A 21773-nucleotide genomic window follows, 5' to 3' on the forward strand; every position below is an offset into this window, starting at 1 on the left:
TCGCTCAGCCCATCAGGCTTTCCATGCGCGCCGCCACCGCCTGCGCCAGACGCCGTCGCCAGGCTGGGCTGCGCGGGTTGGCGAGTACTTCGTCCTCGTGAACGAAACTGCGGATGATCGCGTTGTAACCGAGCCAGCGGCAGGGTTCGGGCTCCCAGCGAGGCAAACGGGAAATCGGGCTGTCATTCAGCACCCAGGGCTGGTGCAGCAGTTCGCTGTCGCGGCCCAGAATCAGATCAGCCAGGGTTCGTCCACCCAGGTTGCTGGCACCGACGCCCTCACCACCGTAGCCGCCAGACAGCGCGATGCGGTTGCGCGAGTCACGCAGCATGTGCGGCTGGAAGCGCCGTGCCATGCCCAGATTGCCACCCCAGGAGTGGCTGAAGCGCACGTTGCGCAGTTGCGGGAAGAGCTCACCCATCAGGTAGCGGCGCAGACCGCGTTCGTCCTCAGTCAGGTTGAAGTCGTTACGCAGCCGGCCTCCAAAGCGATAGCCACCACGCGCACCGAAGATAAGACGATCATCGAGGCTGCGCTGGCCGTAGGTGACCTGGCGGCTGAATTCGCTGAACGCCTGCCCACGCTCCAGGCCGATACCGGCCCAAATGTCCGCCGGCAGCGGCTCGGTGGCCACGATCAGGCTCTGCACCGGCAACTGGTGATTGCCCAGCGGTGACAAGGTGGCCGCATAACCCTCGATGGCCGGCACCACCCAATCAGCCGTGACGCGAGCCTGAGCCGTGCGCACCTGGCCTGGCTGCCAGTCGATCACCGGGCTGCGCTCGTAGAGCTCGACGCCCATATCTTCGACGCTACGCGCCAGACCCCGCACCAGCTTGGCAGGCTGAATGGTCGCGCAATGCGGGCTGTACAGCGCGCCATAGGCATTGGCGACACGCAGTTGCGCGACCAGCTCGCTCGGTGACAGCCAGCGGTAATCGTCTTCACCGAGGCCCAGCTCGCGCAAGTGCTCGAGGTAATCGCGCAGGCGCACTTCCTGCTCCGGATAGCGCGCGGCGCAATACAGCACGCCACCCTTGCGCAGGTCGCAATCGATGCCTTCGCGGGCCACCACCTCGGCCACTTCGTCGGGAATAGCGTGCAGCAGGTCGAAGGATGCCTTGCGCGCGGCAGACGGCCGAGCGGCCAGCAGGTGATCCTCACCGAGCAGGTTACCCATCAGCCAGCCGCCGTTACGCCCGGAAGCGCCGAAACCGGCCGTCTCGGCCTCCAAAATCACGACGCGCAGTTGTGGGGCATACCGTTTGAGGTAATAGGCCGTCCACAGGCCGGTATAGCCGGCGCCGATGATGGCTACGTCTGCCTGAATATCGTGCTGCAGGCTGGGCCGCGCCTGCAGTGGATCATCGAGCTGATCCATCCATAGGCTGATGTTGCGCCAGTTCATCCATGCCTCCGTCATCGGTTGATGACGCAAGGCTAGTAGTGGCGATCAGGTGCTGTCTTGCGTGCGTACCCGCGAGGAAATTTTCTTGAGATAAGCCTTCGGCGATAGCCCGGTGTGGCGCTTGAAACAGCTGTAGAACGCCGACAGGGAATTGAAGCCTGAAGCAAAGGCCAGCTCGTCGATACGTTTCAGGTCACTGCCGGCCTGCAGGGCGTCGAGCAGGTACTGCAGGCGAGCGCGATTGACGTAGCGATAGAAGCTTTCGCCGAGTACCTGGTTGAGCAGATGGGAAATCTGGTTGCGGCTGTAGCCAGTCGCCGCTGCCACCTGCTGCAGGTCCAGCTCCGGGTCGAGAAATGGCCGGCTGCGCTGGAAGTAATCCTGTAGATCCTGCGCCAGTTGCCCGAGCTGACGCGTCGACAACCCCAGACGACTGATCGCCGGGCGTGAAGTGGCAGTTTTGCCCGCGCCACGGGCCTCATGCACGAGGGTCGCGTATTCGTTGATGCGCCAGATCAGGCCGTCGCGCACGGTGATGGCCTCGCCGGTGCGAAACGACACCAGCCCGTCCCCGCCCAGCAGGCTGGTGCGGTACTGGATGAAGGCCGTATGGCCATCGATGCGAATACGATCGACATGCTCCAGCAGCTCGCCCGGGCGGCGCGGCAGGTTGGCCTCGACGTACTCGCGCAGGTCGGCCAGGCGCATGCAAAGCTGCTGATAGAAATCGTTGTATTCGATGTCCGGGTGGTACAGCGCCAGCACCGCTTCGAGATCACGGTGCTTCCAGCTCAGGTGATAGCGCAGGATGGTTTCACGGGTGCGCTCGGTTTGCGCGGCATCGTCGGCAAAAAGATCGTCAGGCATGGTCGGCGTCGGTGGTCAGCGCCCTGGCAGATTGCCTGATTAGCAGAAGCCAGCCTAGCCCCCTCGTGCTGCCTGGCAGGTTGCGGACTATGCTTGCAGCAGCGAAGGAGAGACCGACATGACAGATCAGGACAAAGATCCCCAGCAGGCCCCACTGACCCTGCGCGAGATGCTACAGAGCGTGCTGGCGGCAGCGCTCGGCGTACAGAGCGGCAAGAACCGCAGCCGTGACTTCAGCCGCGGCAAACCCGGTCATTTCATTCTGCTCGGGATTCTCTTCACTGCCTTGTTCGTGATCGTGCTGCTGGGCGCAGTGAAACTGATCCTGCACCTGGCGACCGGCTGAGTCAGTCCAGCAGTGATGCGATCGAGCAGTCATACCGCTGCAGCTGAGGCTGTGGCACCGCGCTGAACTGGCGAAAGTCCATTTCGATATCCGCCTGACCAAGGCGTCTGAGCAGCCTCTGCGCCTGCTCCCTGTCGATGATGCGCAGCAGCCGCGCCTCCTGATCCTTGCCACCGCGCTCGATGAAATCCAACCCGCGGGCGTGGTCACTGAGCATCACCATAGCGCAGGCGCCCAGAAGGAAATGCCCGCTGGCCAGGACCTCGACCTGTCCGTCTGTTCGCGCTTGCAGCACCCGCGGCGAGTTGTTTAACGCAGCATAGTGCAACGTCCGATTCTGTTCGGAAGCCGCCCGCATGACACCGAACGCCATTGCGTCGTTGGCGGACCAGATCAGGCTCACCTGCGGATGGCGCGGCAGCAAGCTGACGGCCTGCTCATAGGCGCGCTGCTCAAGCCATTCGCCATGCACAGCCTGCACCAGACGCACATGCGGCGCCCGGCTCAGCGCGCGCTGCAGGCCGGCCAGGCGCAACATCGAGGATGGCGTCTGCTTGACGCCGGCAAATGCAAGCAACTCGGTTGGCTGCCCGCGGCTGAGTGCAATCAGTTCGCGCCCCATCAGGTAGCCCGCGTCCTCGTCGTTGGGCACCAGACTGCCCAGCCAGTTGCGATGACGCTCACGGCTGCCACCGATCAGGCTCTGCTGCTCATCGGTGAGCGTGCTGTGCAGGGCGAAAAGACGCACCTGACTGCCTTCGAACAAACGCAGCAGTTCAGGCCCCAGGAACTGCTCGTTGGTAAAGATGAGGTAATCCGGATGCTCGCCCTGCAGGACCTGCCGGGCATTGCTCAGCATGCGCACGGGGTCGCGTTCAGCGTAAAGCACGGTCAGTTGCACGCCCAGATCGCCAGCGGCGTCAGCCATATAAAGGGCGTAATCGCTCCAGAACGGCTCGTCGGAATAACCGGGATTGAGAAAAACCACCGACGGCGCACGCGATTGCGCTGTCGCCAGTGCACAGCACAACAGTAACCCCAGGCCCAACACCCACCTGCTCACGACGCCCCTCCCCGGTTGACGGGGCGCAGTATAGGGTGCAAAAAGAAAAAGGCCGACCGCTAATGCGCGCCGGCCTTCACGCTCACTGCCCGCTAACCCAGAAGACCGCAGTCCCCACCGCAATCAGGATCAGGCAGAAGATCGCCCAGGCGTCGATGACGCTGTCGGAATTATCCATATCGGTGTGTTCGCTCATGGCTCCCCCTCTTCTTGTGATTGTGGGTGACGCATACTGCATTTAAGACCAGCCTCGGCACTGGCTCAAACCATCTGGTTATGCTTTAGGACAGTCTTATTCCTTAAAGCTAGGTTTATATATTCAAACATCACTTTTACGCATAAACCTGAGCTGGTATCGTGCCCCGGCTCCTCGGGGAGTGCGCGGCCGTGCGCGCTGATTGGCAGTAAGCAGCCTGAAAACAGGACCCTTCATGTACGTATATGACCAGTACGATCAAAAGATCGTCGAGGATCGCGTCAAGCAGTTCCGCGATCAAACCCGCCGCTACCTCGCCGGAGAGCTGAGCGGCGAGGAATTCCGTCCGCTGCGCCTGCAGAACGGTCTGTATATCCAGCGCTACGCGCCCATGCTGCGCATCGCTGTGCCTTATGGCCTGCTGTCGTCTACTCAGGTGCGCATGCTGGCCAAGATCGCCCGCGACTACGACAAGGGCTATGCCCATATCAGCACCCGCCAGAACGTTCAGTACAACTGGCCGGAGCTGGAAGACGTGCCGGAGATTCTCGCCGAACTGGCCACCGTGCAGATGCACGCCATCCAGACCAGCGGCAACTGCATACGCAACACCACCACCGACCAGTTCGCCGGCGTGGCCAAGGACGAGATCGTCGATCCGCGTCCCTGGTGCGAAATCATCCGTCAGTGGTCGACCTTCCACCCCGAATTCAGCCACCTGCCGCGCAAGTTCAAGATCGCCGTCAACGGCGCCGTCAGCGACCGCGCCGCCATCGAAGTGCATGACATCGGCCTTGAAGCGGTGAAGAACGAGGCTGGCGAGCTGGGCTTTCGCGTGTCCGTCGGCGGCGGCCTGGGCCGTACCCCGATCGTCGGCAGCTTCATCAACGAATTCCTGCCCTGGCAGCACCTGATCAGCTATCTCGACGCCATCCTGCGCGTGTACAACCGCTATGGCCGTCGTGACAACAAGTACAAGGCGCGCATCAAGATTCTGGTCAAGGCGCTGACCCCCGAGGTATTCGCCGAGCGCGTGAACGCCGAGTGGGCGCACCTCAAGGATGGCCCGACCACCCTGACCGAGGCCGAGGTCGCTCGCGTCGCCGCGCATTTCGTCGACCCGGCCTACCAGGCCCTGAACGACGAAGACGCCCTGCTCGCTCAGCAGGACGCCGAGCACCCGGGTTTCGCCCGCTGGCGCCAGCGCAATACCTTCGCCCACAAGAAGCCCGGCTACGTCGCCGTGACCCTGTCGCTCAAGCCCACCGGCGTGGCGCCGGGCGACGTCACCGACAAGCAACTCGATGCCATCGCCGACCTGGCCGACCGCTATTCGTTCGGTGAAGTGCGCAACAGCCACAACCAGAACGTCATCCTCGCCGACGTGGAGCAGCGTCAGCTGCTGACCCTGTGGGGCGAGCTGCGTGAGCAGGGCTTCGCCACGCCGAATGTGGGCCTTTTGACCGATATCATCTGCTGCCCGGGCGGTGATTTCTGCTCGCTGGCCAACGCCAAGTCGATCCCGGTGGCCGAAGCCATTCAGCGCCGCTTCGACGATCTCGACTATCTGTTCGACATCGGCGATATCGACCTGAACATCTCCGGCTGCATGAACGCCTGCGGTCACCACCACGTCGGTCATATCGGCATCCTCGGCGTGGACAAGAAAGGCCAGGAGTTCTATCAGGTCTCGCTCGGCGGCAGCGCCGGTCGCGAAGCCAGCCTGGCGCAAATTCTCGGCCCGTCCTTCGCCCAGGACGACATGCCGGAGGTGATCGACAAGATCATCAAGGTCTACGTCGAGCAACGCACCGAAGAAGAAAGCTTCCTCGATACCTATCGCCGCATCGGTATCGACCCGTTCAAGGAGCGCGTCTATGCAGCGAATCATTAAGAACGGTCAGGTGGTCGACGAAACCTGGCACCTGCTGGCCAAGGACGTGACCCTGGACGTCATTCCCAACTGCGACGACATCATCGTCCCGCTGGCCCTGTGGCGCGAGCATGCCCATGCCCTCAAGGCCCGCGACGGCGGTCTCGGTGTATGGCTGGAAGCCGGTGACGAGGTCGAGGAAATCGCCGAAGACCTCGCGCACTTCCAGGTCATCGCCCTGGAGTTCCCGGCCTTCACCGATGGCCGTCACTCCTCCAGCGCCTACCTGCTGCGCACCCGCTACGGCTACAAGGGCGAAGTCCGCGCCATCGGCGACGTGCTGCGCGATCAGCTGTTCGCCCTGCGCCGCGTCGGCTTCGACGCCTTCGCCCTGCGCGCGGACAAGGACCCGTTTGATGCGCTGAAGGCCTTCGAGGACTACAGCGAGGTCTATCAGGCTTCGGCCGACGAACCGCAACCGCTGTTCCGCCGCCGCGCCTGATCGCCGCTGGCAAATCGACTGAAACGCCCCGACTGGTTCGGGGCGTTTTACTTTGTAGGGACCGCTCAGGCAAATGGGTCGAACCGTACCGCGTTGGTGAAGTCGGACTCTATAAGCCCATCGCTTAGGGAGAATCGCCATGAAACATGACTGGGACCTGATCGAACGCCTGCTGCACGAGGCGCAGAACTCCGCCGGTAAACCCTTCGCCCCGCGTCGCTACGCCGAGGACCTGGCCGAGGAGCATGAAAGTGCCGGCGAACCCGTGGACGATCTCGACCACCTGCGCGCCGAGGCTGCCCGCTATGAGGCACGCTTGCTGCACAACGGCTTCATCGAGCCGCGCCCGGAGGAAGAAGGCGGCAACGGCGAGAATTTCATCCTCACCGCGCGCGGCGCACAATTGCTGAGCATGCTCGACAGCAGCATCCCCGGCAGCGAGCACCCGCGCGAGGTGCTCGACGAGGCTGGCGAAGCGGCGCTGACGCCCGAGGTATTCGACCGCCTGGCGCCCAAGGCCAATCTCAGCGAACCTACCTGATTCGCCGCTGCGCAAATGAAAACGCCGCAGCCCATTAGGGTTGCGGCGTTTCGCTGATCCAGTGGCTCGGCACCAGGCCTGGCGGATCAATCCTCGCGGTAGCGACGCAGCTTTAGCGCCTTGCCGGCCACGCGGGTGTCTTTCAGCTTGCCGAGCAGACGGTCCAGGCCATCTTCCGGCAGTTCGACCAGGCTGAAGGTTTCGCGAATCTGGATGCGGCCGATGGCTTCACGCGCCAGGCCGCCCTCATTGAGAATGGCGCCCAGCAGGTTCTTCGCGGCGATACCGTCGCGAGTACCCAGCGCGGTACGGCAACGCACACGACCTTCGGCCAGCGGCAAGGGTGCACGACGCTCGCGGTATTCGCCACGCTCGCCACCACGATCACCATCACGCTCGCGACGCTCTCGCGGCGCACCGCCAACACCCGGAACCAGCGGCTGCTCACGCTCGACGCTGGCCAGATCCAGCGCCTGGCCATTGGTGGCTTTCTTCAGCAGCGCAGCGGCCAGCGCGCGCTGGCTGCAGCCGATGTCGGCAGTCAGGCGATCGAGCAGATCGCCATGACTGGCTTCGGCTTCGGCAACCAGCGGCGCCAGGCTGCTGGTCAGCTTCTTGATGCGCGCATCGAGTACCTGCTGGGCGTTTGGCAGTTTGACCTCGCCCACCTTCTGCCCGGTGACTCGCTCGATCACCTGCAGCATGCGGCGCTCACGCGGGGTCACCAGCAGCAGCGCGCGACCATCGCGACCGGCGCGGCCGGTACGGCCGATACGGTGCACGTAGGATTCCGGGTCGTACGGCATGTCGACGTTGAACACGTGAGTGATGCGCGGCACGTCGATACCACGGGCGGCGACGTCGGTGGCGACGACGATGTCCAGACGACCGTCCTTGAGCGACTCGATCACGCGCTCACGCTGGTTCTGGGCGATGTCGCCGTTCAGCGCAGCGGCCTTGAAGCCCTTGGCTTCCAGAGCGGAGGCCAGGTCCAGGGTGGCCTGCTTGGTCCGCACGAAGGCGATCAGCGCGTCGAAATCCTCGACTTCCAACAGGCGCAGCACGGCGTTGGTCTTCTGATCGGCGTGGATCATCAGGTGCGCCTGTTCGATGCGCGAGACGGTCTGGGTCTTGGCTGCGATCTTGATGTGCTGCGGCTCGCGCAGGTGCTTCTCGGCGATGGCGCGGATCGAATGCGGCAGGGTTGCGGAGAACAGTACGCTCTGACGGCTTTCCGGCATGGCTTCGAAGATGATCTCCAGATCGTCCATGAAGCCCAGCTTGAGCATCTCGTCGGCTTCGTCGAGCACCAGGTGCTGGATGGTGGACAGTACCTTCTCGTCACGGCGCAGGTGGTCGACCAGACGGCCCGGAGTGGCGACGATGACCTGCGCGCCCTGGCGGATGGCCTTGAGCTGCGGGCCCATCGGCGCGCCGCCATAGACGGCGACGACGTTCACGCCCGGCATTTGCTTGGAATAGGTTTCGAAGGCGGTGGCCACCTGCAGGGCCAGTTCGCGGGTCGGCGCGAGGATCAGCACCTGCGGCTCGCGCTTGGCCGGGTCGATCTTGCTCAGCAGTGGCAGTGCGAAGGCCGCGGTCTTGCCGGTACCGGTCTGCGCCTGGCCGATCATGTCGTGGCCGGCGAGGATCACCGGAATGGCCTGCGACTGGATCGGGGATGGCTCTTCGTAACCAACGGCGGTCAGAGCGGCGAGAATATTGGGGTGAAGTCCGAGCGCGGCGAAGCCGCCGATTTCCTGGGTCATGGGTCTGCCTCAAGTGCATCCGCAAAGACCCATGTTCCAAAGCTGCGCATGCCGTGCAAGACCTTTTGGGTCACCCTGGCAGCCTGGTCGGCGGGGATTTGCGAAAACGTGATGAAAGTGAATCGTCAAGGATAGTCCGCTGGGGACTGGCTGCCGGAAGTTAATTTCCCGGGCGAGTTGCACTACCTGAACGTGGCCAGTGAATTGGCCGGCGCGCATCATACCGGAAATTCCTGATCAAGGTGCTGTTTTTTGTGGCCTGCCTCTCTAGCGACGACCTTTCACGCCGCTGCAAGCGACGTCAGAACGGCCTCATGTTGCCGGACGCAGCGCCTCGATCAGGCTTTGCAGGGAGTAGCCCAGGCGCGGCGCCAATTCACCCGCGCGCACCTGCAAACGCCCCATGTTCAGGCGCTGGTCGAGGTCTGCCGGAATCAGCAGCACCACGTTGCCCTCCTTCACCGGGCACTCCCAGTAGTGCCGGTGATAGAGCCCGCGCAACAGTGCCGCGCCCAGCGGCTTGCCGTCGTTGCCTGCCCATTGGTTGATGATCAGCCACCCGCCCGGGTTGAGCTTCTCGCGGCACCGATCGAGAAAACGCCAGGCCAGATGCCCGGCGCCGGGCCCCTGATCGGTGTACAGATCGAGAAAGATCAGGTCGGCGGTTTCCGCGCTGTCGAGCAGTTCGATGGCATCACCAATGCGAATGGTCAGCCGCGGGTCATCGTCGAGCCCGAGAAAATCCATGGCCAGGCGCGGTACATCCGGGCGCAGCTCGATGGCCTCGACATCCTCCAGCGGCAGGAACTTGAGGCAGGCCTGAGTCAGGTTACCGGCGCCCAGACCGAGAAACAGTGCAGTTTCCGGCGCGTCGTGGCACAGCGCGCCCAACAGCATGGCGCGGGTGTAGTCGTATTCGAGCCAGCTGGGATCGCCCTGAAAAACGCAGCTCTGCTCGATGGCATCTCCGAACTCGAGGAAGCGGTAGGCACCGATCTGCACCACGCGAATCACCCCGAAGGCATCGCGCACCTCGGCCAGCAGCACCTCGTCCTGCAATTCGTCCTCTGGCGGCAACCCTGGCATCGATACCTCTCCCTCAATGACATCCCACAGCATAGAAGCCGGGCTAAAGAGCCGATTGTCATGGATGCGAACGCCCCGGGTCACGTGTTATTTCCCGCGCCTGCGCTGCCATCCATCTCAATCAGGCTCAGCCCCTGGTGCCTCGCGGTGTCGCGATGGCAAGGGTGCGCTGCGAATGCCCGAGCCATCTTGTCTTTCAGACATCCGGGCCAGGCATCTAGCAGCGCTTATCGGTTACCATGCGCCCTTCGCCTGATCAATCGCTAGAGCCACAGCATGTCGCACGCCTGGAGTCCCGATAGCTGGAGGGCCAAGCCCATCCAGCAGCAGCCCGAATACCCTGAAGCCGCTCACCTTGCCCGTGTCGAGCAGACCCTGGCCGGCTACCCGCCGCTGGTGTTCGCGGGCGAGGCGCGCGAGCTGCGCCGCCAGTTCGCCGAGGTCACCCAGGGCCGCGCCTTCCTGCTGCAGGGCGGCGACTGCGCCGAGAGCTTCGCCGAGTTTTCCGCCGCGAAAATCCGCGACACCTTCAAGGTGCTGCTGCAGATGGCCATCGTCATGACCTTCGCTGCCGGCTGTCCGGTGGTCAAGGTCGGGCGCATGGCCGGCCAGTTCGCCAAGCCGCGCTCGTCCGGTAGCGAAACCATCGATGGCGTCACCCTGCCCGCCTACCGCGGCGATATCGTCAACGGCATCGGCTTCGACGCCGCCAGCCGCGTGCCCGATCCGGAGCGCCTGCTGCAGGCCTATCACCAGGCCACCGCCAGCCTCAACCTGCTGCGCGCCTTCGCCCAGGGCGGTTTCGCCGACGTGCATCAGGTGCATCAGTGGAACCTCGATTTCATCGCCAACTCGGCGCTTTCCGAGAAGTATCACCAGCTCGCCAACCGCATCGACGAAACCCTGGCGTTCATGCGCGCCGTCGGCATGGACAGCGCGCCGCAGCTGCGCGAAGTCAGCTTCTTCACCGCCCACGAAGCGCTGCTGCTCAACTACGAAGAAGCCTTCGTGCGTCGTGACAGCCTCACCGGCCGCTGGTACGACTGCTCCGCGCATATGCTGTGGATCGGCGACCGCACCCGTCAGCTGGACGGCGCCCACGTCGAGTTCATGCGCGGTATCGAGAACCCCATCGGCGTCAAGGTCGGCCCGAGCATGGACCCGGACGAACTGATCCGCCTGATCGACACGCTCAACCCGGACAACGATCCGGGCCGCCTCAACCTGATCGTGCGCATGGGCGCCGACAAGGTGGAAGCGCACTTCCCGCGCCTGCTGCGCAAGATCAAGGAAGAAGGCCGCCAGGTGCTGTGGAGCTCCGACCCCATGCACGGCAACACCATCAAGGCCAGCAGCGGCTACAAGACCCGCGACTTCGCGCAGATTCTCAGCGAAGTCCGGCAGTTCTTCGCCGTGCACCAGGCCGAAGGCACCTACGCTGGCGGCATCCATATCGAGATGACCGGGCAGAACGTCACCGAATGCATCGGCGGCTCACGCCCGATTACCGAGGACGGTCTGTCCGACCGCTACCACACCCATTGCGACCCGCGCATGAACGCCGACCAGTCGCTGGAGCTGGCGTTCATGATCGCCGAAACGCTCAAACAGGTGCGCCGCTAGGCAACAGGTACGCCGAGCGTTTTCACGCTCGGCGCCAGCCACACCTCATCCAGCCCCAGCCAGTGCGCCAGCGCACGCAGCGAATCGCCCAGCGCCAGGCGCGCCTCCTCGCTCAATACCGCTTCCTCCAGATGCACGGCATGCACCGCCAGGCGCCCGGCGGCGCGCTCGCTGCGCAGGTCGACACGGGCCAGCAGACGCTCGTGATGCAGGAAGGGCAGCACGTAATAGCCGTATACGCGTTTGGCTTGCGGGGTGTAGATCTCCAGGCGGTAGCGGAAGCCGAACAGCCGTTCGGTGCGATCACGCTCCCAGATCAGCGAGTCGAACGGCGACAACAACGCGCTGTGACGGATGCGCCGAGGCAGGCGTGGCTCACCCCGACAGTAGGCCAGCTGCCGCCAGCCCTGCACCGCGACCGGCTGCAACTCGCCCGCCTCCACCAGCTCGGCGATGCGGCGCTTGCTGTCGCCGGCATCGAGCCGGTAGTAGTCACGCAGATCCTTCTCCGTCGCCACACCCAGCGCATCGGCCGAACGCAGCAATAGGCGCCGCTGCGCCTCGTCCTCATCCAGCTCGGCGTGATTGAGCAGCTCGCCGGGGATGACGCGCTCCGGCAGATCGTAGAGGCGTTCAAACCCACGACGGCCGGCAACGGTGACTTCGCCTGCCGCAAACAGCCATTCCAGCGCCATCTTTTCCGCGCTCCAGTCCCACCAGGGGCCGGCTTTCTCGGTACGGCTGGACAGACTGCCGGCGCCCAGCGCGCCGCGCTCGCGCACGATCTGCAGCACGGTATCTATGGCATCGCGCCGCTCCACGCCGAAGCGCGCCAGGCCCGGGTAGATGCCCTGTCCAGCGGCGGCCCGGCGCATACGCCAGCGCAGCAGCGGGTAAAGCTCCAGCGGCAGCAGCGAAGCCTCGTGCCCCCAGTACTCGAACAGGCGCCGACGGCGCGCCCGGCCCCAGGCCAGCTCGTCGAGGTGCTCGGCCTGGTAATGGCCAAGGCGGGAAAACGCCGGCAGATAATGCGAGCGCACCAGGGCGTTGACCGAATCGATCTGCAGCACGCCGAGGCGTTCGATCTGCGCCTGCAAGTGCCGGTGGGCGATGGCGCCGCGCGGGGTACGGCCGAATCCCTGAGCAGCCAGGGCCAGGCGGCGCGCTTCGGCGAGAGATAATGAGAGCGTCATGGCGACCCAGCCTATCAGGCCGGCGCCGCGAACGCATGGCGAAAGGTGAAGGCCTGCTGCGTGGCGCCATGCTCGCGCAAGTGCGCCAGACGCTCGGCCGCCTCGACCACGTCCGGATGATGCCCGGCCGGCACCCACCACAATACCTGGTGCGCCTGTTCGACGCGCCCGAACCATTCGCGGCGGCGCTTGAGCATCTCGGTGTGCGCCGATTTGTAGACGTAATCGCTGAGCGATTGCACGTCCTGCCAGAGCGACATGTTCACCAGCACCTCATCACCGAACGGGCGGATCGCCGTGGCGTCGCCCGCCTCGTCCTGCAAACGCCAGACATAGCCGGGCGAGCCTTCGGCCAGTGCATTGATACGCTCCAGATTGGCGACGAAGTCAGCCATCTCCGGTGACTCCAATGGCGCCTTCATCCAGGCGATGTTCAGTTGGGCCAAATGATAAGCGGACAAATTCCAGACTCCTTGTGCGAGCGAGCTATCAGGATCGTTGCGGCGATCCACGCCAGTCAGCGAAGCGTCGACGCAGCCAGGCCTCGCTGCTGACCAGGGTGATGCCCGACAGCACCAGAGCTGCGCCGACGATGAAGTTCAGCGTCAGCGGCTCGTCCAGCACCAGCACGCCGAAACTGACGCCGAACAGCGGGGTCATGAAGGAAAACACTGCCATGTTCGAGGCCAGGTAACGGCGCAGCAGCCAGAACCAGGTCAGGTAGGTGAAGAACGACACCACTACGCCCTGCAGCAGGATGCTGCCGATGGCGATCGGGCTCCAGCGCAGCTGGCCAAGATCGACCACCGCCAGCGCATAGCCAAGCAGGAGCACGAAGGCCACCGCCAACTGATAGAAAAGGGTCAGCCCCGCGGGCGCCTCCGACAGGCGCGAGCCACGAACTACCACCGTGGTGGCGCCCCATGCCATGCCTGCGCACAGTCCCAGCGCGTCGCCAAGCAGCATGCCGGCATCGATTCCGGCCCAGTTGCCGCCAACGCCGAAGGCCATCACCACACCACCAAAACACAGCGCGATACCCAGCCACTGCAGACGCCGCAGACGCTCGCTGGGCAGCAGCAGGTGCAGCCCGAGCGCCGAGAAGATCGGCGCGGTATAGAGAAACACCGCCATATGCGAGGCCGTGGTGTGGCGCAGACCCAGCGCGATGAAAAAGAACTCCAGAGCAAACAGCACACCCGCCAGCACGCCGGCCAACCAGGTAGAACCCAGCCATTCACGCCAACCGCCCTGCCAGATCAACAACAGGCCGACCAGTAGCGCGGCGATGCCGGAGCGCAGGGCTACCTGCAGCATGGGCGCGATGTCGTCCGCCGCCAGTTTGATCGCCACCTGCTGGCTGCCCCAGATGGCGCACAGCAGCAGCATCAGTTGGAACAGGAAAAGATCGGCGCCCTTGCGTACCGCGCTCATTCAATAACTCCAGTCATTACCCGTCACTTTCTCAGCGGATCATCCCAGAACGGCCGCTCGGCCTCCTGCAACGCATCGGCTCTGGACAAACCCAGATCCTTGAGCGCCATATCGCTAAGCCGAGCCAACTGTTGCCGCTCACGAGCCAGTTGACGCCAGCGCCGCAGCATACGCCAAACGCCGGCCAATGACGGCAGACGTTCGAAGTGGATGGCCTGAGCCAGCGCGTAACCTTTTTGACCTTTCATCTGTTCGCCCTCCTTGTGGGGTTGGCGTCAGTGTCGGTCCGCACTTAAGATCAATCCAACGAATGTTTCTTATGCTATCCATCTCAAGGATTGATGAATGGCCTACCACCCCAGTATCGATACCGAACTGCTGCGCAGCTTCGTTGCCATTGCCGACACCGGTGGCTTCACCCGCGCTGCGGAAACGGTCAATCGCACTCAGTCGGCGGTAAGCATGCAGATGAAGCGGCTGGAGGAAGATGTGGTACAGCGGCCGCTGTTCGAGCGCGACGGCCGCCAGGTACGACTGACACCCGAAGGCCAGGTGCTGCTGGGTTATGCGCGGCGAATTCTCAAGCTGCACGGCGAAGTGCTCAACACCCTGCGCGAACCGCATATGGTCGGCGCCGTGCGCATCGGCACGCCGGACGACTATGTGATGCGTTTTCTCCCGGAGATTCTCTCGCGCTTCGCCCAGGCCTATCCGTTGGTGCAGGTGGAGGTGCACTGCGAACCCTCCGGCCAGCTGCTGCTGCGCCAGGATCTGGACCTGACCATTGTTACCCGCCAACCCGGCAAGGAGATTGGCCAATTGCTGCGTCAGGAGCGCTTCGCCTGGGCCGTGGCCCAGGGATTCGCGCCACACGAGCAGAACCCCATGCCGCTGGCCATGTTCAACGCCGACTGTTTCTGCCGCGAGTGGGCCTGCAACGCGCTGGATGCGATGAGCCGCCCCTACCGCATCGCCTATACCAGTCCCAGCCTGTCGGCGATCTTCGCCGTGGTGCGCGCCGGCCTGGCGGTCACCGCACAGCTGCAAAGCCTGATCACGCCGGATCTGCGCATCCTCGGCGAAGCCGAAGGCCTGCCGCTGCTGCCGTTGACCAGCATCGTGCTGCTGCGCAACGAAAGCAGTCAGTCACCCGTTACCGAATGCCTGGCCGATCATATCGTCGAAGGTTTTCGCCTATAGACGACCGCCCGACTCCAGCGCGAGCAGCAGCGCGCAGAACAGCAGGAAGCCGCAGAACAGACTGCGCAGCAGGCGCTCCGGCAGCGAATGGGCCAGGCGCACGCCCCAGCTGATGCTGAGCAGGCCACCTACGGCCAACGGTACGCCCATCCACCAGTTGACGTGATCATGCAGCGCATAGGTGAGCAAGGTCACCCCGGTGCTGGGCAGCGCCAGCGACAGCGACAGCCCCTGCGCCACCACCTGAGTGGTGCCGAATACGCTGGTCAGCACCGGCGTCGCCACCACCGCGCCACCGACACCGAACAGCCCGCCCATGGCACCGGAAACCCCGCCCAGCAGGCCGAACCAGCCCCAGTGATGACGCAGCTCGTCGCTGGCTGGCGCCTGAGTCATCAGCATGCGCAGCAGGTTGTAGGCCGCCAGGGCCAAGAGAAAGCCAACGAAGGCCCAGCGCATGGTGCGTGAATCCACCTCCACCGCGTACAGCGAGGCCAGCCAGGCGCAGACGAAGCTGGTAACGCCGAGTAGCAGTGCATAGCGAAGGTCGATGCGATTGCGTTGGTGGTAACGCCAGATCGCCAGCATCACGTTCGGCACCACCATCACCAGTGCGGTGCCTTGCGCCAGTTGCTGATCCAGCCCGAAGACAATGCCCAGTACCGGAATGGCGATCAGCCCGCCACCGATGCCGAACAAACCGCCCAGGGTCCCCAGACCCAGGCCGAGCAATAGATTGAGCAACAGGTCGAACAGATTCATGGCACCTCCAAACTGTGGCGTGCATGTTAAGCAGCCACGGCTAGCGCGGAAACGCATAGCAACGCAAAATGGCTTTGCTGACTACGCATAAGCAGACTGCCATGAATCCCGATGCCCTGACCGACCAACTGGAACTCTTTCTCGACGTGCTGGAAACCGGCAGTTTCTCTGCCGCTGCCCGGCGTCACCCGCTCACGCCTTCGGCGGTGGCGCGGCGCATCGACGCCTTGGAGCGGGCCATGGGCAGCAGCCTGTTCAGCCGTACTACCCACGCCGTGCGGGTGACTCCGGCGGGCCTGGCTTTTGCCGAACGCGCCCGACGCATCCTTGCCGAATTGCACCTGGCCAGGGCCGAGGCGGTGTCACTGAGCAGCGCACCGGAAGGCTTGATTCGCATCGATGCGCCCTCGCCCTTCGGCCGCCGCCATCTGGCGCCAGCGATTGCCGAGTTCCTGCGCGCCAACCCCGGGCTCGACGTGCAGCTGCGCCTGATCGACAGCTTCACCGATCTGCAGGGCGAACATCTGGGCGAAGTGGATATCGTCGTACGCATCGGCCCGCTTCAGGACAGTCGCCTGGTCGCCACGCCACTGGCGTCGATGACCCGCATCGTCTGCGCCAGCCCCGACTACCTGCGCCGTCGCGGCATCCCGCGCAGCCCGCTGGAGCTGGAGCAACACGACGGCCTGGACTGGGACAGCCTCGCCCCGCCCTACGCCTGGCGCTTCGAGGTCGACGGCAAGCTGCAACTGTGCAAGCCCAAACGCCTGCGCCAGACCAGCAACAACGCCGAAACCCTGCTGTTCAGCGCCCTCGCCGGCCTGGGTGTCGCGCACCTGCCCACCTGGATGAGCAGCGAGCACCTGCAGCGCGGCGAGCTGATCCCGCTATTCTGCGAACAAGGCCTGCCGGCCGCTGAGCCGGTAAGCATCTACGCCCTGCGCCTGGAACGCGAAGCCAGCCCGCGCACGCGCCTGCTGCTGAGTTTTCTCAAGCAGCGCTTCGGCTTCCCGCCGCCCTGGGATCAGGCGCTACAGGCCAGCCTCGCTGCTCCACAGCAATAAGGCTTGCGTGGGAGCGGCTTCAGCCGCGATAGCGCTCTGAAAATCAGGCACAAAAAACCCGGCGCCTAGGCCGGGTTCTTCGTAGCGTTCAAGCTCAGGCCGGAGCCTGGGTGCGGCCCTTGTAGGAACCGTCACGGGTATCGATCTCGATCCAGTCGTCGATGTCGACGAACTCGGCAACCTTGATCTCGGTACCGTTGCGCAGCTTGGCAGGTTTCATCACCTTGCCGGAAGTGTCGCCACGGGCAGCGTTCTCGGTGTAGACAACCTGACGCACGATGGTGGTCGGCAGGTCGACGGAGATCACCTTGCCTTCGAAGAACACGGCTTCGCAGACGTCGGTCATGCCTTCTTCGATGAACGGCAGAACGCTTTCCAGATCTTCGGCACGCAGCTCGTAGGAGTTGTACTCCGGATCCATGAACACGTAGTCCTCACCGCTGATGTAGGACAGGTTCACTTCCTTGCGCTCGAGAATCACCGGCTCCATCTTGTCGTCGGCTTTGTAGACGGTCTCGGTCTTGGAACCGTTGAGCAGGTTCTTCAGCTTCATCTTGACGATGGCGCTGTTACGACCGGACTTGGTGAACTCGGCCTTCTGGATCAGCCACGGCTGGCCATCGATCAGGGCCACGCTGTTGACTCTCATTTCTTGTGCAGTTTTCATGCGGATATCCGAAATATGCGGGAGGTACAGAAATCTAGGCCGCGTATGATAGCCAATTTCGGTAAAACTGTTCCAGCGCTGTGGCAAGGTCCGGCCGAGCGGCCTGCGAATCGCACCAGCGCTCGGCATGTTGCTGCAATACCGGCCACGCGTGCAGAAGCGCAGGCCAGGCTTGTTCCATCCCCTCTCCGGCATTCCATGCGCGCCACCACTGGGCATGCGCAGCGGCGACGTCCGACGGCAACTCGGTGCCATAGAGCGCCAGGAAAGCCTCCAGCTTGTCCCAGTGCGCCCCCTCCTCCTGCGGGTATATATGCCAGAGCAGCGGCCGCCCGGCCCACTGCGCGCGGATAAAGGAATCCTCGCCGCGCACCGCATTGAGGTCGCAGCACCAGAGCAGACGGTCGTAATCGTCCTGCGCGAGAAAAGGCAGCACATGAACCTGCAGATTGCCGCGCCGGCGCTGATCACCCGGCGCCAGCTGCGCATCGCCCAGCCAGACCTGCAGATCGGCGAGAATCTTGCCTTGCGGCACCAGCAGCTGAGTCGCTTGCGCGCCGGCTGCCAGCGCATCGAGCCAGCCCGCCAGCCCGGCATTCTCGTAGGCGAACAGCGAGATCAAGCGCGTATCGGCTGCGCGCACCACGCCAAGCGATTGTAAAAATGCCTGCTGCGCCGACGCATCGGCCTGAAAGGCGCGCCGCCGCGCCAGCAGCTCGGCCTCACGCAGCAAGCCCCCCGTGCCCGCCACGAACCCGGGAAAGAAGAAGAACTTCTGCAAGCCGCCTGGCTGCGGCGATGGCAGGCCATGGCAGCCCGCGACCCAGTTTTCGGCGCTGAGGTATTCCAGGTTCAGCCACAGACGTCTGGCGTCGTCAGTCATCGCCTGTATATAGGGAGGCGGCAACTGACAGGCAAAAGCCTCGATCACCACCTCCGCCGGCTCCACCGCGGGGAACGGCTCGCGCCAGTGACGCACCTCGACACCTGAGTGGCGCTGCCACTCGGCGCTGGCACTTGCTGCGGGGCACAGGCGCACGAAGGCGCTCAGCTCATCGACCCAAAGGCGCACCGCATGCCCCTGCTCAGCCGCCAATTGCCGTGCCAGCCGCCAGGTCACGCCAATATCACCGTAGTTGTCCACCACGCTGCAGAAAATGTCCCACCTGACCACACGGCGCCCCTCGAAAAAATGATCGCCATTCTACCCGGCAGACAAGAAAAAGCCCGCCAGAGGCGGGCCAAGGGGAGCGCTGGAGCAAGCGCGGGGGGAAAGCGAAGAATCAGGCGACCAGCGATTCGCCCTCGCGGCGAACGCCGCTGCTGAGTAGCCAGACAGCCTGGCAAGCCAGCGCAGCCTCGCGGGAAGCGAACGGACCGGCCTTAGGCTGGCCATCGACCATCAGCAGCCAGCAGGCCATATGACCATCGGATCGCAGCTCGGCTGGCACGGCACTACCAACAAGGGAAACCACATCGATACGGGACATAGCGACCTCCAATCCAACTCAATCTCTGTTGGAATTCACTTTAGGCTCCAGCCTCGCCAGGCAGAAATCAGTGCTTTCGATAGTGACCATGGATATTGCCAATGGATAGCCGGATGGACTGAAGCCGGCCAGACACGAGTTCAGGCGAGCCATGACGCAAGCGAATACGCGACGTGCTGACGTAGGCCAGCAGAAAGACAGCAAACAAAAGCCCCGAGGACCTTTCAGCTCTCAGGGCTTGATGTATTGCGAAAGTGGCGGTGAAGAAGAGATTTGAACCCGTTTCGGTAGCGTGTCAGTCCGTGCCAAACCCGCACATTACGGGTCTTGGACTCCCCTCACCTGCTCGATTCGTCGCTATTCGGCTCTAGACTTCGGCATCAACCTGCACGCAGCTCGTTGATCAACTCCGGGTGCCGGCCCAGGATCTTGAACAACTGCACCAGCGGTTGCGGTGCTTCCGTGCTGCCTCGCTCGTAGCGAGAAAACGCATTCGGCCCACCGCCGAACAGCTCTGCCGCTTCGCGCTGGCTCAACCGTAACTGCTTACGCACACTGCGAATCAGCTCCTGATTGCCGTCCTGGGCGTTCACCTGCTGGCGAAACTCGTTCATGGCACGCATAACGCGCTCACTCTCCGTCGGCCCAGTCAGGGACTCGCCGCAGGCATCGCACCAGTCAGCCGTTACCGCAGTAATTTGGGTGGTCTGCCCCTTGTAGGTGAAGGGTATATCGCGGGTGTCGTGAACCAGTTCCGCCCCGCCGCATACTGGACATTTCATGGTCACTTCTCCTTAAAGGAAACGATCAGCAGATCGGCCACCAGCGTGAACTTCAGGTAGACCTGCCCGAATTCGGTATCGGGTCGGTAAACGTCCTGCCAGGTAGTATGATCCGCATAGGTTGTCATGCTCTTGAAAAAGTCGCGGCTGCTCAGGGCACTGATGACGGCCAGCATGTCAGCCATCTCCATACCCAGCTCAGCGCCCCCTTCAAGGGCTACGCGGGTGAAGCGATAACGCTGGTCGGCTACGGCCTGCTTCACCAGCTCAAGCTTGAAATGGGGTTTGCGCTTTTCCATGCCGCATAAAATAACCTTTTAGGTTAATTTCTTCAAGGGAGCATCCATGCCAGACGACAGCCGTACACGATTGCGCAACGAATTGCTTGCTGGCGCCGCATCCAAGCCCGCAGAGCCTGCTGATCGCCATTACTTTGACCATCTTCGTCAGCGCGTGCTGCACAAGAGATTATCCCGATGAGAAAGCCTAGGCTGCTCTGGTAACGTCGTGGCACATGCTTTTTGCCTTTCAACTACTCACTTCGTCTCGGTTTAACGCAGTATTTTTGGCAAATCGCTACATAGTCGCTGGACAAACCTCGATGCAAGCAATAGCGTCTGGCCACTAATCCTTTCTATTCCACATGCTTGGAAAAAATGCGCCCAATCCCGCTTCACAATCCATGGCCTGAACGTCGGCGCAAGTTGCTGATGGCGTTTCTTTTGACCGTTGTAGCCATAGCGGGCACTCGGCCAACTAGCTTAGTTGGATTGGCTATAGCGCTCGCAACCATCCCGCCGCTATGCCTCGCGATTCTTTCTTTGCGCTGGTGGTGGCACCGAAAGTTTGGCGGCAGCAAATTTATGGTTCTGATTAGTTGGCTGCTAGCTATATTTATTGTAATTACTACCCTCACCGTCAAGGATGCGCTATCCCCCTACATAGGTCATCACTTCAACTAACCATAGGGAAATTCATAATTGATCAACGGACGATTACTTAAGCAATACGACATACCCCTTGCCCTGGGCATTACCCACCTGACAACAGCGGCGTTCCTGCTTAACAGTGGCGAATTTCTTCCGTCATGGGTCACGTCATACAGCTACTTCACTGCACTGACGAGCATCGTCTTCTGTCTGATTTTCAACCCCCACAAGGGTTTCCTAGCAGGCCTTGCCCTGGGGTTTGCCATGACGGTAATAATTAGGGCAATTAACATGTCACTTGTCAGCCTGCATGGCCCTGGAGTGGATTACCTGTTGGGACTGATGGGTGCAGTAGTTGGCACAGTTGCTGTTTTGATCTACTCCAAGGTCAAGCCCAGCCAAACAATTGAAAACGGATTTGCTTTGGGGTGTACGGGAGCCTTGGGCGGCTATCTTCTCAGCATGTTCTTTGCTTGCAATACCGTGCTGTATTGCGGCCCGGCTTTCTCTTGGGGATTTTAGTCACCCCATCGGATTAAAACTGCTCGCCGCAGAGCAATAGCGCGTTTTCATACGATCACTATGCGTCTTGCGGTTACTGTCATAGCGGGCGCGCCAGGTTCTGCACTGTTCGTGAAAGTGCTGCTTGGCGGCCTTGCGGCATTCTCTGTAGTCGATTGATCCGCGCCGGTGGTTGGCGCAGACGCTGGTGCTGTCGATGTAGTTATTCACCGATAGCCATTCCGCCAGGTAGTTGCTGCCGCCGTTCCAGCTCTTGATCCACTTGGAAGTACGCTCGCGGCTCACCTGCTTGGTTTGGCGCTGCTGCGTTTGCTGAGGGGCCTGGGCTATGCGGTGGGTGGCGGGCGGTGTGTAGGTGCTGGCCGGCTGCTTGGGTGTGTAGTTCTTGTCACTGAACACATTCTGCGAGCTGACAATCGCCCTCGCCTTTTCTTCCTCTGTCCATTCCATCGAGGC

The 21773-nt window shown here is 62.8% G+C and carries 25 protein-coding genes; 9 read left to right on the forward strand and 16 right to left on the reverse strand.

Annotation, left to right across the window (positions count from 1 at the left end; all coding sequences use genetic code 11):
• Window positions 1-4: 4 nt before the first annotated feature.
• Both DXK50_RS17555 and DXK50_RS17560 read right to left on the reverse strand, forming a co-directional pair.
• Window positions 5-1408: an NAD(P)/FAD-dependent oxidoreductase gene (locus DXK50_RS17555; RefSeq protein WP_161867091.1), complete on the reverse strand. Its 1404-nt coding sequence runs from the start codon at window positions 1406-1408 to the stop codon at window positions 5-7.
• A gap of 45 nt (window positions 1409-1453) precedes the next feature.
• The gene (locus DXK50_RS17560) at window positions 1454-2275 is read right to left on the reverse strand and encodes an AraC family transcriptional regulator (RefSeq protein ID WP_212631218.1); all 822 of its coding nucleotides are present in this window, start codon (window positions 2273-2275) and stop codon (window positions 1454-1456) included.
• A 118-nt stretch (window positions 2276-2393) separates the two neighbouring features.
• Between DXK50_RS17560 and DXK50_RS17565 the strand changes: the two genes are divergently transcribed.
• On the forward strand, window positions 2394-2621 hold the full coding sequence (locus DXK50_RS17565; protein WP_161867089.1) for a DUF2970 domain-containing protein: 228 nt from the start codon (window positions 2394-2396) through the stop codon (window positions 2619-2621).
• Window position 2622: 1 nt separating this feature from the next.
• On the opposite strand, the gene DXK50_RS17570 is transcribed toward DXK50_RS17565, so the two are convergent.
• Window positions 2623-3651 (reverse strand): ABC transporter substrate-binding protein, encoded by a 1029-nt coding sequence (locus DXK50_RS17570; protein ID WP_212631324.1) that lies wholly within the window; start codon window positions 3649-3651, stop codon window positions 2623-2625.
• Between the two features lie 464 nt (window positions 3652-4115).
• Here DXK50_RS17570 and DXK50_RS17575 point away from each other — a divergent pair, with 464 nt between their 5' ends.
• The 3 genes from DXK50_RS17575 to DXK50_RS17585 all read left to right on the forward strand — a co-directional run bounded on the left by DXK50_RS17575 (window position 4116) and on the right by DXK50_RS17585 (window position 6796).
• Window positions 4116-5774: a nitrite/sulfite reductase gene (locus tag DXK50_RS17575; protein ID WP_212631219.1), complete on the forward strand. Its 1659-nt coding sequence runs from the start codon at window positions 4116-4118 to the stop codon at window positions 5772-5774.
• Window positions 5758-6255, forward strand: a complete 498-nt coding sequence (locus tag DXK50_RS17580; protein WP_161867087.1) for a DUF934 domain-containing protein — start codon at window positions 5758-5760, stop codon at window positions 6253-6255. The genes DXK50_RS17575 and DXK50_RS17580 overlap by 17 nt, the downstream gene beginning before the upstream one ends.
• A gap of 139 nt (window positions 6256-6394) precedes the next feature.
• Window positions 6395-6796 carry a transcriptional regulator gene (locus tag DXK50_RS17585; RefSeq protein ID WP_212631220.1) on the forward strand — a complete coding sequence of 134 codons (402 nt, stop codon included), beginning with the start codon at window positions 6395-6397 and terminating at the stop codon, window positions 6794-6796.
• An 86-nt stretch (window positions 6797-6882) separates the two neighbouring features.
• Here DXK50_RS17585 and DXK50_RS17590 read toward each other — a convergent pair whose 3' ends face one another.
• Together DXK50_RS17590 and DXK50_RS17595 are read right to left on the reverse strand one after the other, a co-directional pair.
• Window positions 6883-8565, reverse strand: a complete 1683-nt coding sequence (locus DXK50_RS17590; protein ID WP_212631221.1) for a DEAD/DEAH box helicase — start codon at window positions 8563-8565, stop codon at window positions 6883-6885.
• A 312-nt stretch (window positions 8566-8877) separates the two neighbouring features.
• Window positions 8878-9651, reverse strand: coding sequence for a spermidine synthase (locus tag DXK50_RS17595; RefSeq protein ID WP_212631222.1), 774 nt, complete (start codon window positions 9649-9651; stop codon window positions 8878-8880).
• A gap of 276 nt (window positions 9652-9927) precedes the next feature.
• Between DXK50_RS17595 and DXK50_RS17600 the strand changes: the two genes are divergently transcribed.
• Window positions 9928-11274: a class II 3-deoxy-7-phosphoheptulonate synthase gene (locus tag DXK50_RS17600; RefSeq protein WP_161867083.1), complete on the forward strand. Its 1347-nt coding sequence runs from the start codon at window positions 9928-9930 to the stop codon at window positions 11272-11274.
• Here DXK50_RS17600 and DXK50_RS17605 read toward each other — a convergent pair.
• From DXK50_RS17605 to DXK50_RS17620, 4 genes are read right to left on the reverse strand one after another with little or no spacing between them, the layout of a single operon-like run.
• Window positions 11271-12467 (reverse strand): winged helix-turn-helix domain-containing protein, encoded by a 1197-nt coding sequence (locus tag DXK50_RS17605; RefSeq protein WP_212631223.1) that lies wholly within the window; start codon window positions 12465-12467, stop codon window positions 11271-11273. The two genes, DXK50_RS17600 and DXK50_RS17605, sit on opposite strands and share 4 nt — an antisense overlap.
• A 14-nt stretch (window positions 12468-12481) precedes the next feature.
• The gene (locus DXK50_RS17610) at window positions 12482-12928 is read right to left on the reverse strand and encodes a DUF3291 domain-containing protein (protein ID WP_212631224.1); all 447 of its coding nucleotides are present in this window, start codon (window positions 12926-12928) and stop codon (window positions 12482-12484) included.
• 28 nt (window positions 12929-12956) lie between these two features.
• Window positions 12957-13901 (reverse strand): DMT family transporter, encoded by a 945-nt coding sequence (locus DXK50_RS17615; RefSeq protein WP_212631225.1) that lies wholly within the window; start codon window positions 13899-13901, stop codon window positions 12957-12959.
• A gap of 23 nt (window positions 13902-13924) precedes the next feature.
• Window positions 13925-14149: a DUF1127 domain-containing protein gene (locus DXK50_RS17620; protein WP_212631226.1), complete on the reverse strand. Its 225-nt coding sequence runs from the start codon at window positions 14147-14149 to the stop codon at window positions 13925-13927.
• Between the two features lie 97 nt (window positions 14150-14246).
• Here DXK50_RS17620 and DXK50_RS17625 point away from each other — a divergent pair, with 97 nt between their 5' ends.
• Window positions 14247-15101, forward strand: a complete 855-nt coding sequence (locus DXK50_RS17625; protein WP_212631227.1) for a LysR family transcriptional regulator — start codon at window positions 14247-14249, stop codon at window positions 15099-15101.
• Here DXK50_RS17625 and DXK50_RS17630 read toward each other — a convergent pair.
• Window positions 15096-15863, reverse strand: a complete 768-nt coding sequence (locus tag DXK50_RS17630; RefSeq protein ID WP_212631228.1) for a sulfite exporter TauE/SafE family protein — start codon at window positions 15861-15863, stop codon at window positions 15096-15098. The genes DXK50_RS17625 and DXK50_RS17630 overlap by 6 nt on opposite strands.
• Before the next feature lie 101 nt (window positions 15864-15964).
• Between DXK50_RS17630 and DXK50_RS17635 the strand changes: the two genes are divergently transcribed.
• Window positions 15965-16927 (forward strand): LysR family transcriptional regulator, encoded by a 963-nt coding sequence (locus DXK50_RS17635; protein ID WP_212631229.1) that lies wholly within the window; start codon window positions 15965-15967, stop codon window positions 16925-16927.
• A 94-nt stretch (window positions 16928-17021) separates the two neighbouring features.
• On the opposite strand, the gene efp is transcribed toward DXK50_RS17635, so the two are convergent.
• The 5 genes from efp to DXK50_RS17660 form a co-directional block, all read right to left on the reverse strand.
• Window positions 17022-17594, reverse strand: a complete 573-nt coding sequence (gene efp, locus DXK50_RS17640; protein WP_003240094.1) for an elongation factor P — start codon at window positions 17592-17594, stop codon at window positions 17022-17024.
• A 34-nt stretch (window positions 17595-17628) separates the two neighbouring features.
• Entirely contained in the window at window positions 17629-18768 is a 1140-nt protein-coding gene (earP, locus tag DXK50_RS17645) for an elongation factor P maturation arginine rhamnosyltransferase EarP (protein WP_212631230.1), read from the reverse strand.
• 109 nt (window positions 18769-18877) lie between these two features.
• A complete protein-coding gene (locus DXK50_RS17650) occupies window positions 18878-19084 on the reverse strand; it encodes a hypothetical protein (RefSeq protein WP_161867074.1) in 207 nt (68 codons plus the stop codon).
• A gap of 380 nt (window positions 19085-19464) precedes the next feature.
• The gene (locus DXK50_RS17655) at window positions 19465-19866 is read right to left on the reverse strand and encodes a type II TA system antitoxin MqsA family protein (protein ID WP_212631231.1); all 402 of its coding nucleotides are present in this window, start codon (window positions 19864-19866) and stop codon (window positions 19465-19467) included.
• A gap of 2 nt (window positions 19867-19868) precedes the next feature.
• Window positions 19869-20165 (reverse strand): type II toxin-antitoxin system MqsR family toxin, encoded by a 297-nt coding sequence (locus DXK50_RS17660; protein WP_209449843.1) that lies wholly within the window; start codon window positions 20163-20165, stop codon window positions 19869-19871.
• A gap of 411 nt (window positions 20166-20576) precedes the next feature.
• Between DXK50_RS17660 and DXK50_RS25550 the strand changes: the two genes are divergently transcribed.
• Both DXK50_RS25550 and DXK50_RS17670 read left to right on the forward strand, forming a co-directional pair.
• Entirely contained in the window at window positions 20577-20828 is a 252-nt protein-coding gene (locus DXK50_RS25550; protein ID WP_212631232.1) for a DUF389 domain-containing protein, read from the forward strand.
• A gap of 18 nt (window positions 20829-20846) precedes the next feature.
• Window positions 20847-21317, forward strand: a complete 471-nt coding sequence (locus tag DXK50_RS17670) for a hypothetical protein (protein ID WP_212631233.1) — start codon at window positions 20847-20849, stop codon at window positions 21315-21317.
• Here the strand turns inward: DXK50_RS17670 and DXK50_RS17675 are convergent, their stop codons facing one another.
• The gene (locus DXK50_RS17675; protein ID WP_249186916.1) at window positions 21318-21767 is read right to left on the reverse strand and encodes a hypothetical protein; all 450 of its coding nucleotides are present in this window, start codon (window positions 21765-21767) and stop codon (window positions 21318-21320) included.
• Window positions 21768-21773 lie beyond the last annotated feature (6 nt).

It is taken from the genome of Pseudomonas sp. KB-10 (genome assembly GCF_018221585.1).
Taxonomy (GTDB): Bacteria; Pseudomonadota; Gammaproteobacteria; order Pseudomonadales; family Pseudomonadaceae; genus Aquipseudomonas; species Aquipseudomonas yangonensis.

What these genes read in the sequence shown, in the direction of transcription:
- DXK50_RS17660 (WP_209449843.1), bottom strand. Translation starts at nt 20,165, where the DNA reads ATGGAAAAGCGCAAACCCCATTTCAAGCTTGAGCTGGTGAAGCAGGCC.
- DXK50_RS17635 (WP_212631229.1), top strand. Translation starts at nt 15,965, where the DNA reads ATGAATCCCGATGCCCTGACCGACCAACTGGAACTCTTTCTCGACGTG.
- DXK50_RS25550 (WP_212631232.1), top strand. Translation starts at nt 20,577, where the DNA reads ATGGCGTTTCTTTTGACCGTTGTAGCCATAGCGGGCACTCGGCCAACT.
- DXK50_RS17655 (WP_212631231.1), bottom strand. Translation starts at nt 19,866, where the DNA reads ATGAAATGTCCAGTATGCGGCGGGGCGGAACTGGTTCACGACACCCGC.
- DXK50_RS17600 (WP_161867083.1), top strand. Translation starts at nt 9,928, where the DNA reads ATGTCGCACGCCTGGAGTCCCGATAGCTGGAGGGCCAAGCCCATCCAG.
- DXK50_RS17565 (WP_161867089.1), top strand. Translation starts at nt 2,394, where the DNA reads ATGACAGATCAGGACAAAGATCCCCAGCAGGCCCCACTGACCCTGCGC.
- DXK50_RS17575 (WP_212631219.1), top strand. Translation starts at nt 4,116, where the DNA reads ATGTACGTATATGACCAGTACGATCAAAAGATCGTCGAGGATCGCGTC.
- DXK50_RS17630 (WP_212631228.1), bottom strand. Translation starts at nt 15,863, where the DNA reads ATGAATCTGTTCGACCTGTTGCTCAATCTATTGCTCGGCCTGGGTCTG.
- DXK50_RS17625 (WP_212631227.1), top strand. Translation starts at nt 14,247, where the DNA reads ATGGCCTACCACCCCAGTATCGATACCGAACTGCTGCGCAGCTTCGTT.
- DXK50_RS17605 (WP_212631223.1), bottom strand. Translation starts at nt 12,467, where the DNA reads ATGACGCTCTCATTATCTCTCGCCGAAGCGCGCCGCCTGGCCCTGGCT.
- efp (WP_003240094.1), bottom strand. Translation starts at nt 17,594, where the DNA reads ATGAAAACTGCACAAGAAATGAGAGTCAACAGCGTGGCCCTGATCGAT.
- DXK50_RS17615 (WP_212631225.1), bottom strand. Translation starts at nt 13,901, where the DNA reads ATGAGCGCGGTACGCAAGGGCGCCGATCTTTTCCTGTTCCAACTGATG.
- DXK50_RS17560 (WP_212631218.1), bottom strand. Translation starts at nt 2,275, where the DNA reads ATGCCTGACGATCTTTTTGCCGACGATGCCGCGCAAACCGAGCGCACC.
- DXK50_RS17590 (WP_212631221.1), bottom strand. Translation starts at nt 8,565, where the DNA reads ATGACCCAGGAAATCGGCGGCTTCGCCGCGCTCGGACTTCACCCCAAT.
- DXK50_RS17620 (WP_212631226.1), bottom strand. Translation starts at nt 14,149, where the DNA reads ATGAAAGGTCAAAAAGGTTACGCGCTGGCTCAGGCCATCCACTTCGAA.
- DXK50_RS17650 (WP_161867074.1), bottom strand. Translation starts at nt 19,084, where the DNA reads ATGTCCCGTATCGATGTGGTTTCCCTTGTTGGTAGTGCCGTGCCAGCC.
- DXK50_RS17595 (WP_212631222.1), bottom strand. Translation starts at nt 9,651, where the DNA reads ATGCCAGGGTTGCCGCCAGAGGACGAATTGCAGGACGAGGTGCTGCTG.
- DXK50_RS17585 (WP_212631220.1), top strand. Translation starts at nt 6,395, where the DNA reads ATGAAACATGACTGGGACCTGATCGAACGCCTGCTGCACGAGGCGCAG.
- DXK50_RS17555 (WP_161867091.1), bottom strand. Translation starts at nt 1,408, where the DNA reads ATGAACTGGCGCAACATCAGCCTATGGATGGATCAGCTCGATGATCCA.
- DXK50_RS17580 (WP_161867087.1), top strand. Translation starts at nt 5,758, where the DNA reads ATGCAGCGAATCATTAAGAACGGTCAGGTGGTCGACGAAACCTGGCAC.
- DXK50_RS17675 (WP_249186916.1), bottom strand. Translation starts at nt 21,767, where the DNA reads ATGGAATGGACAGAGGAAGAAAAGGCGAGGGCGATTGTCAGCTCGCAG.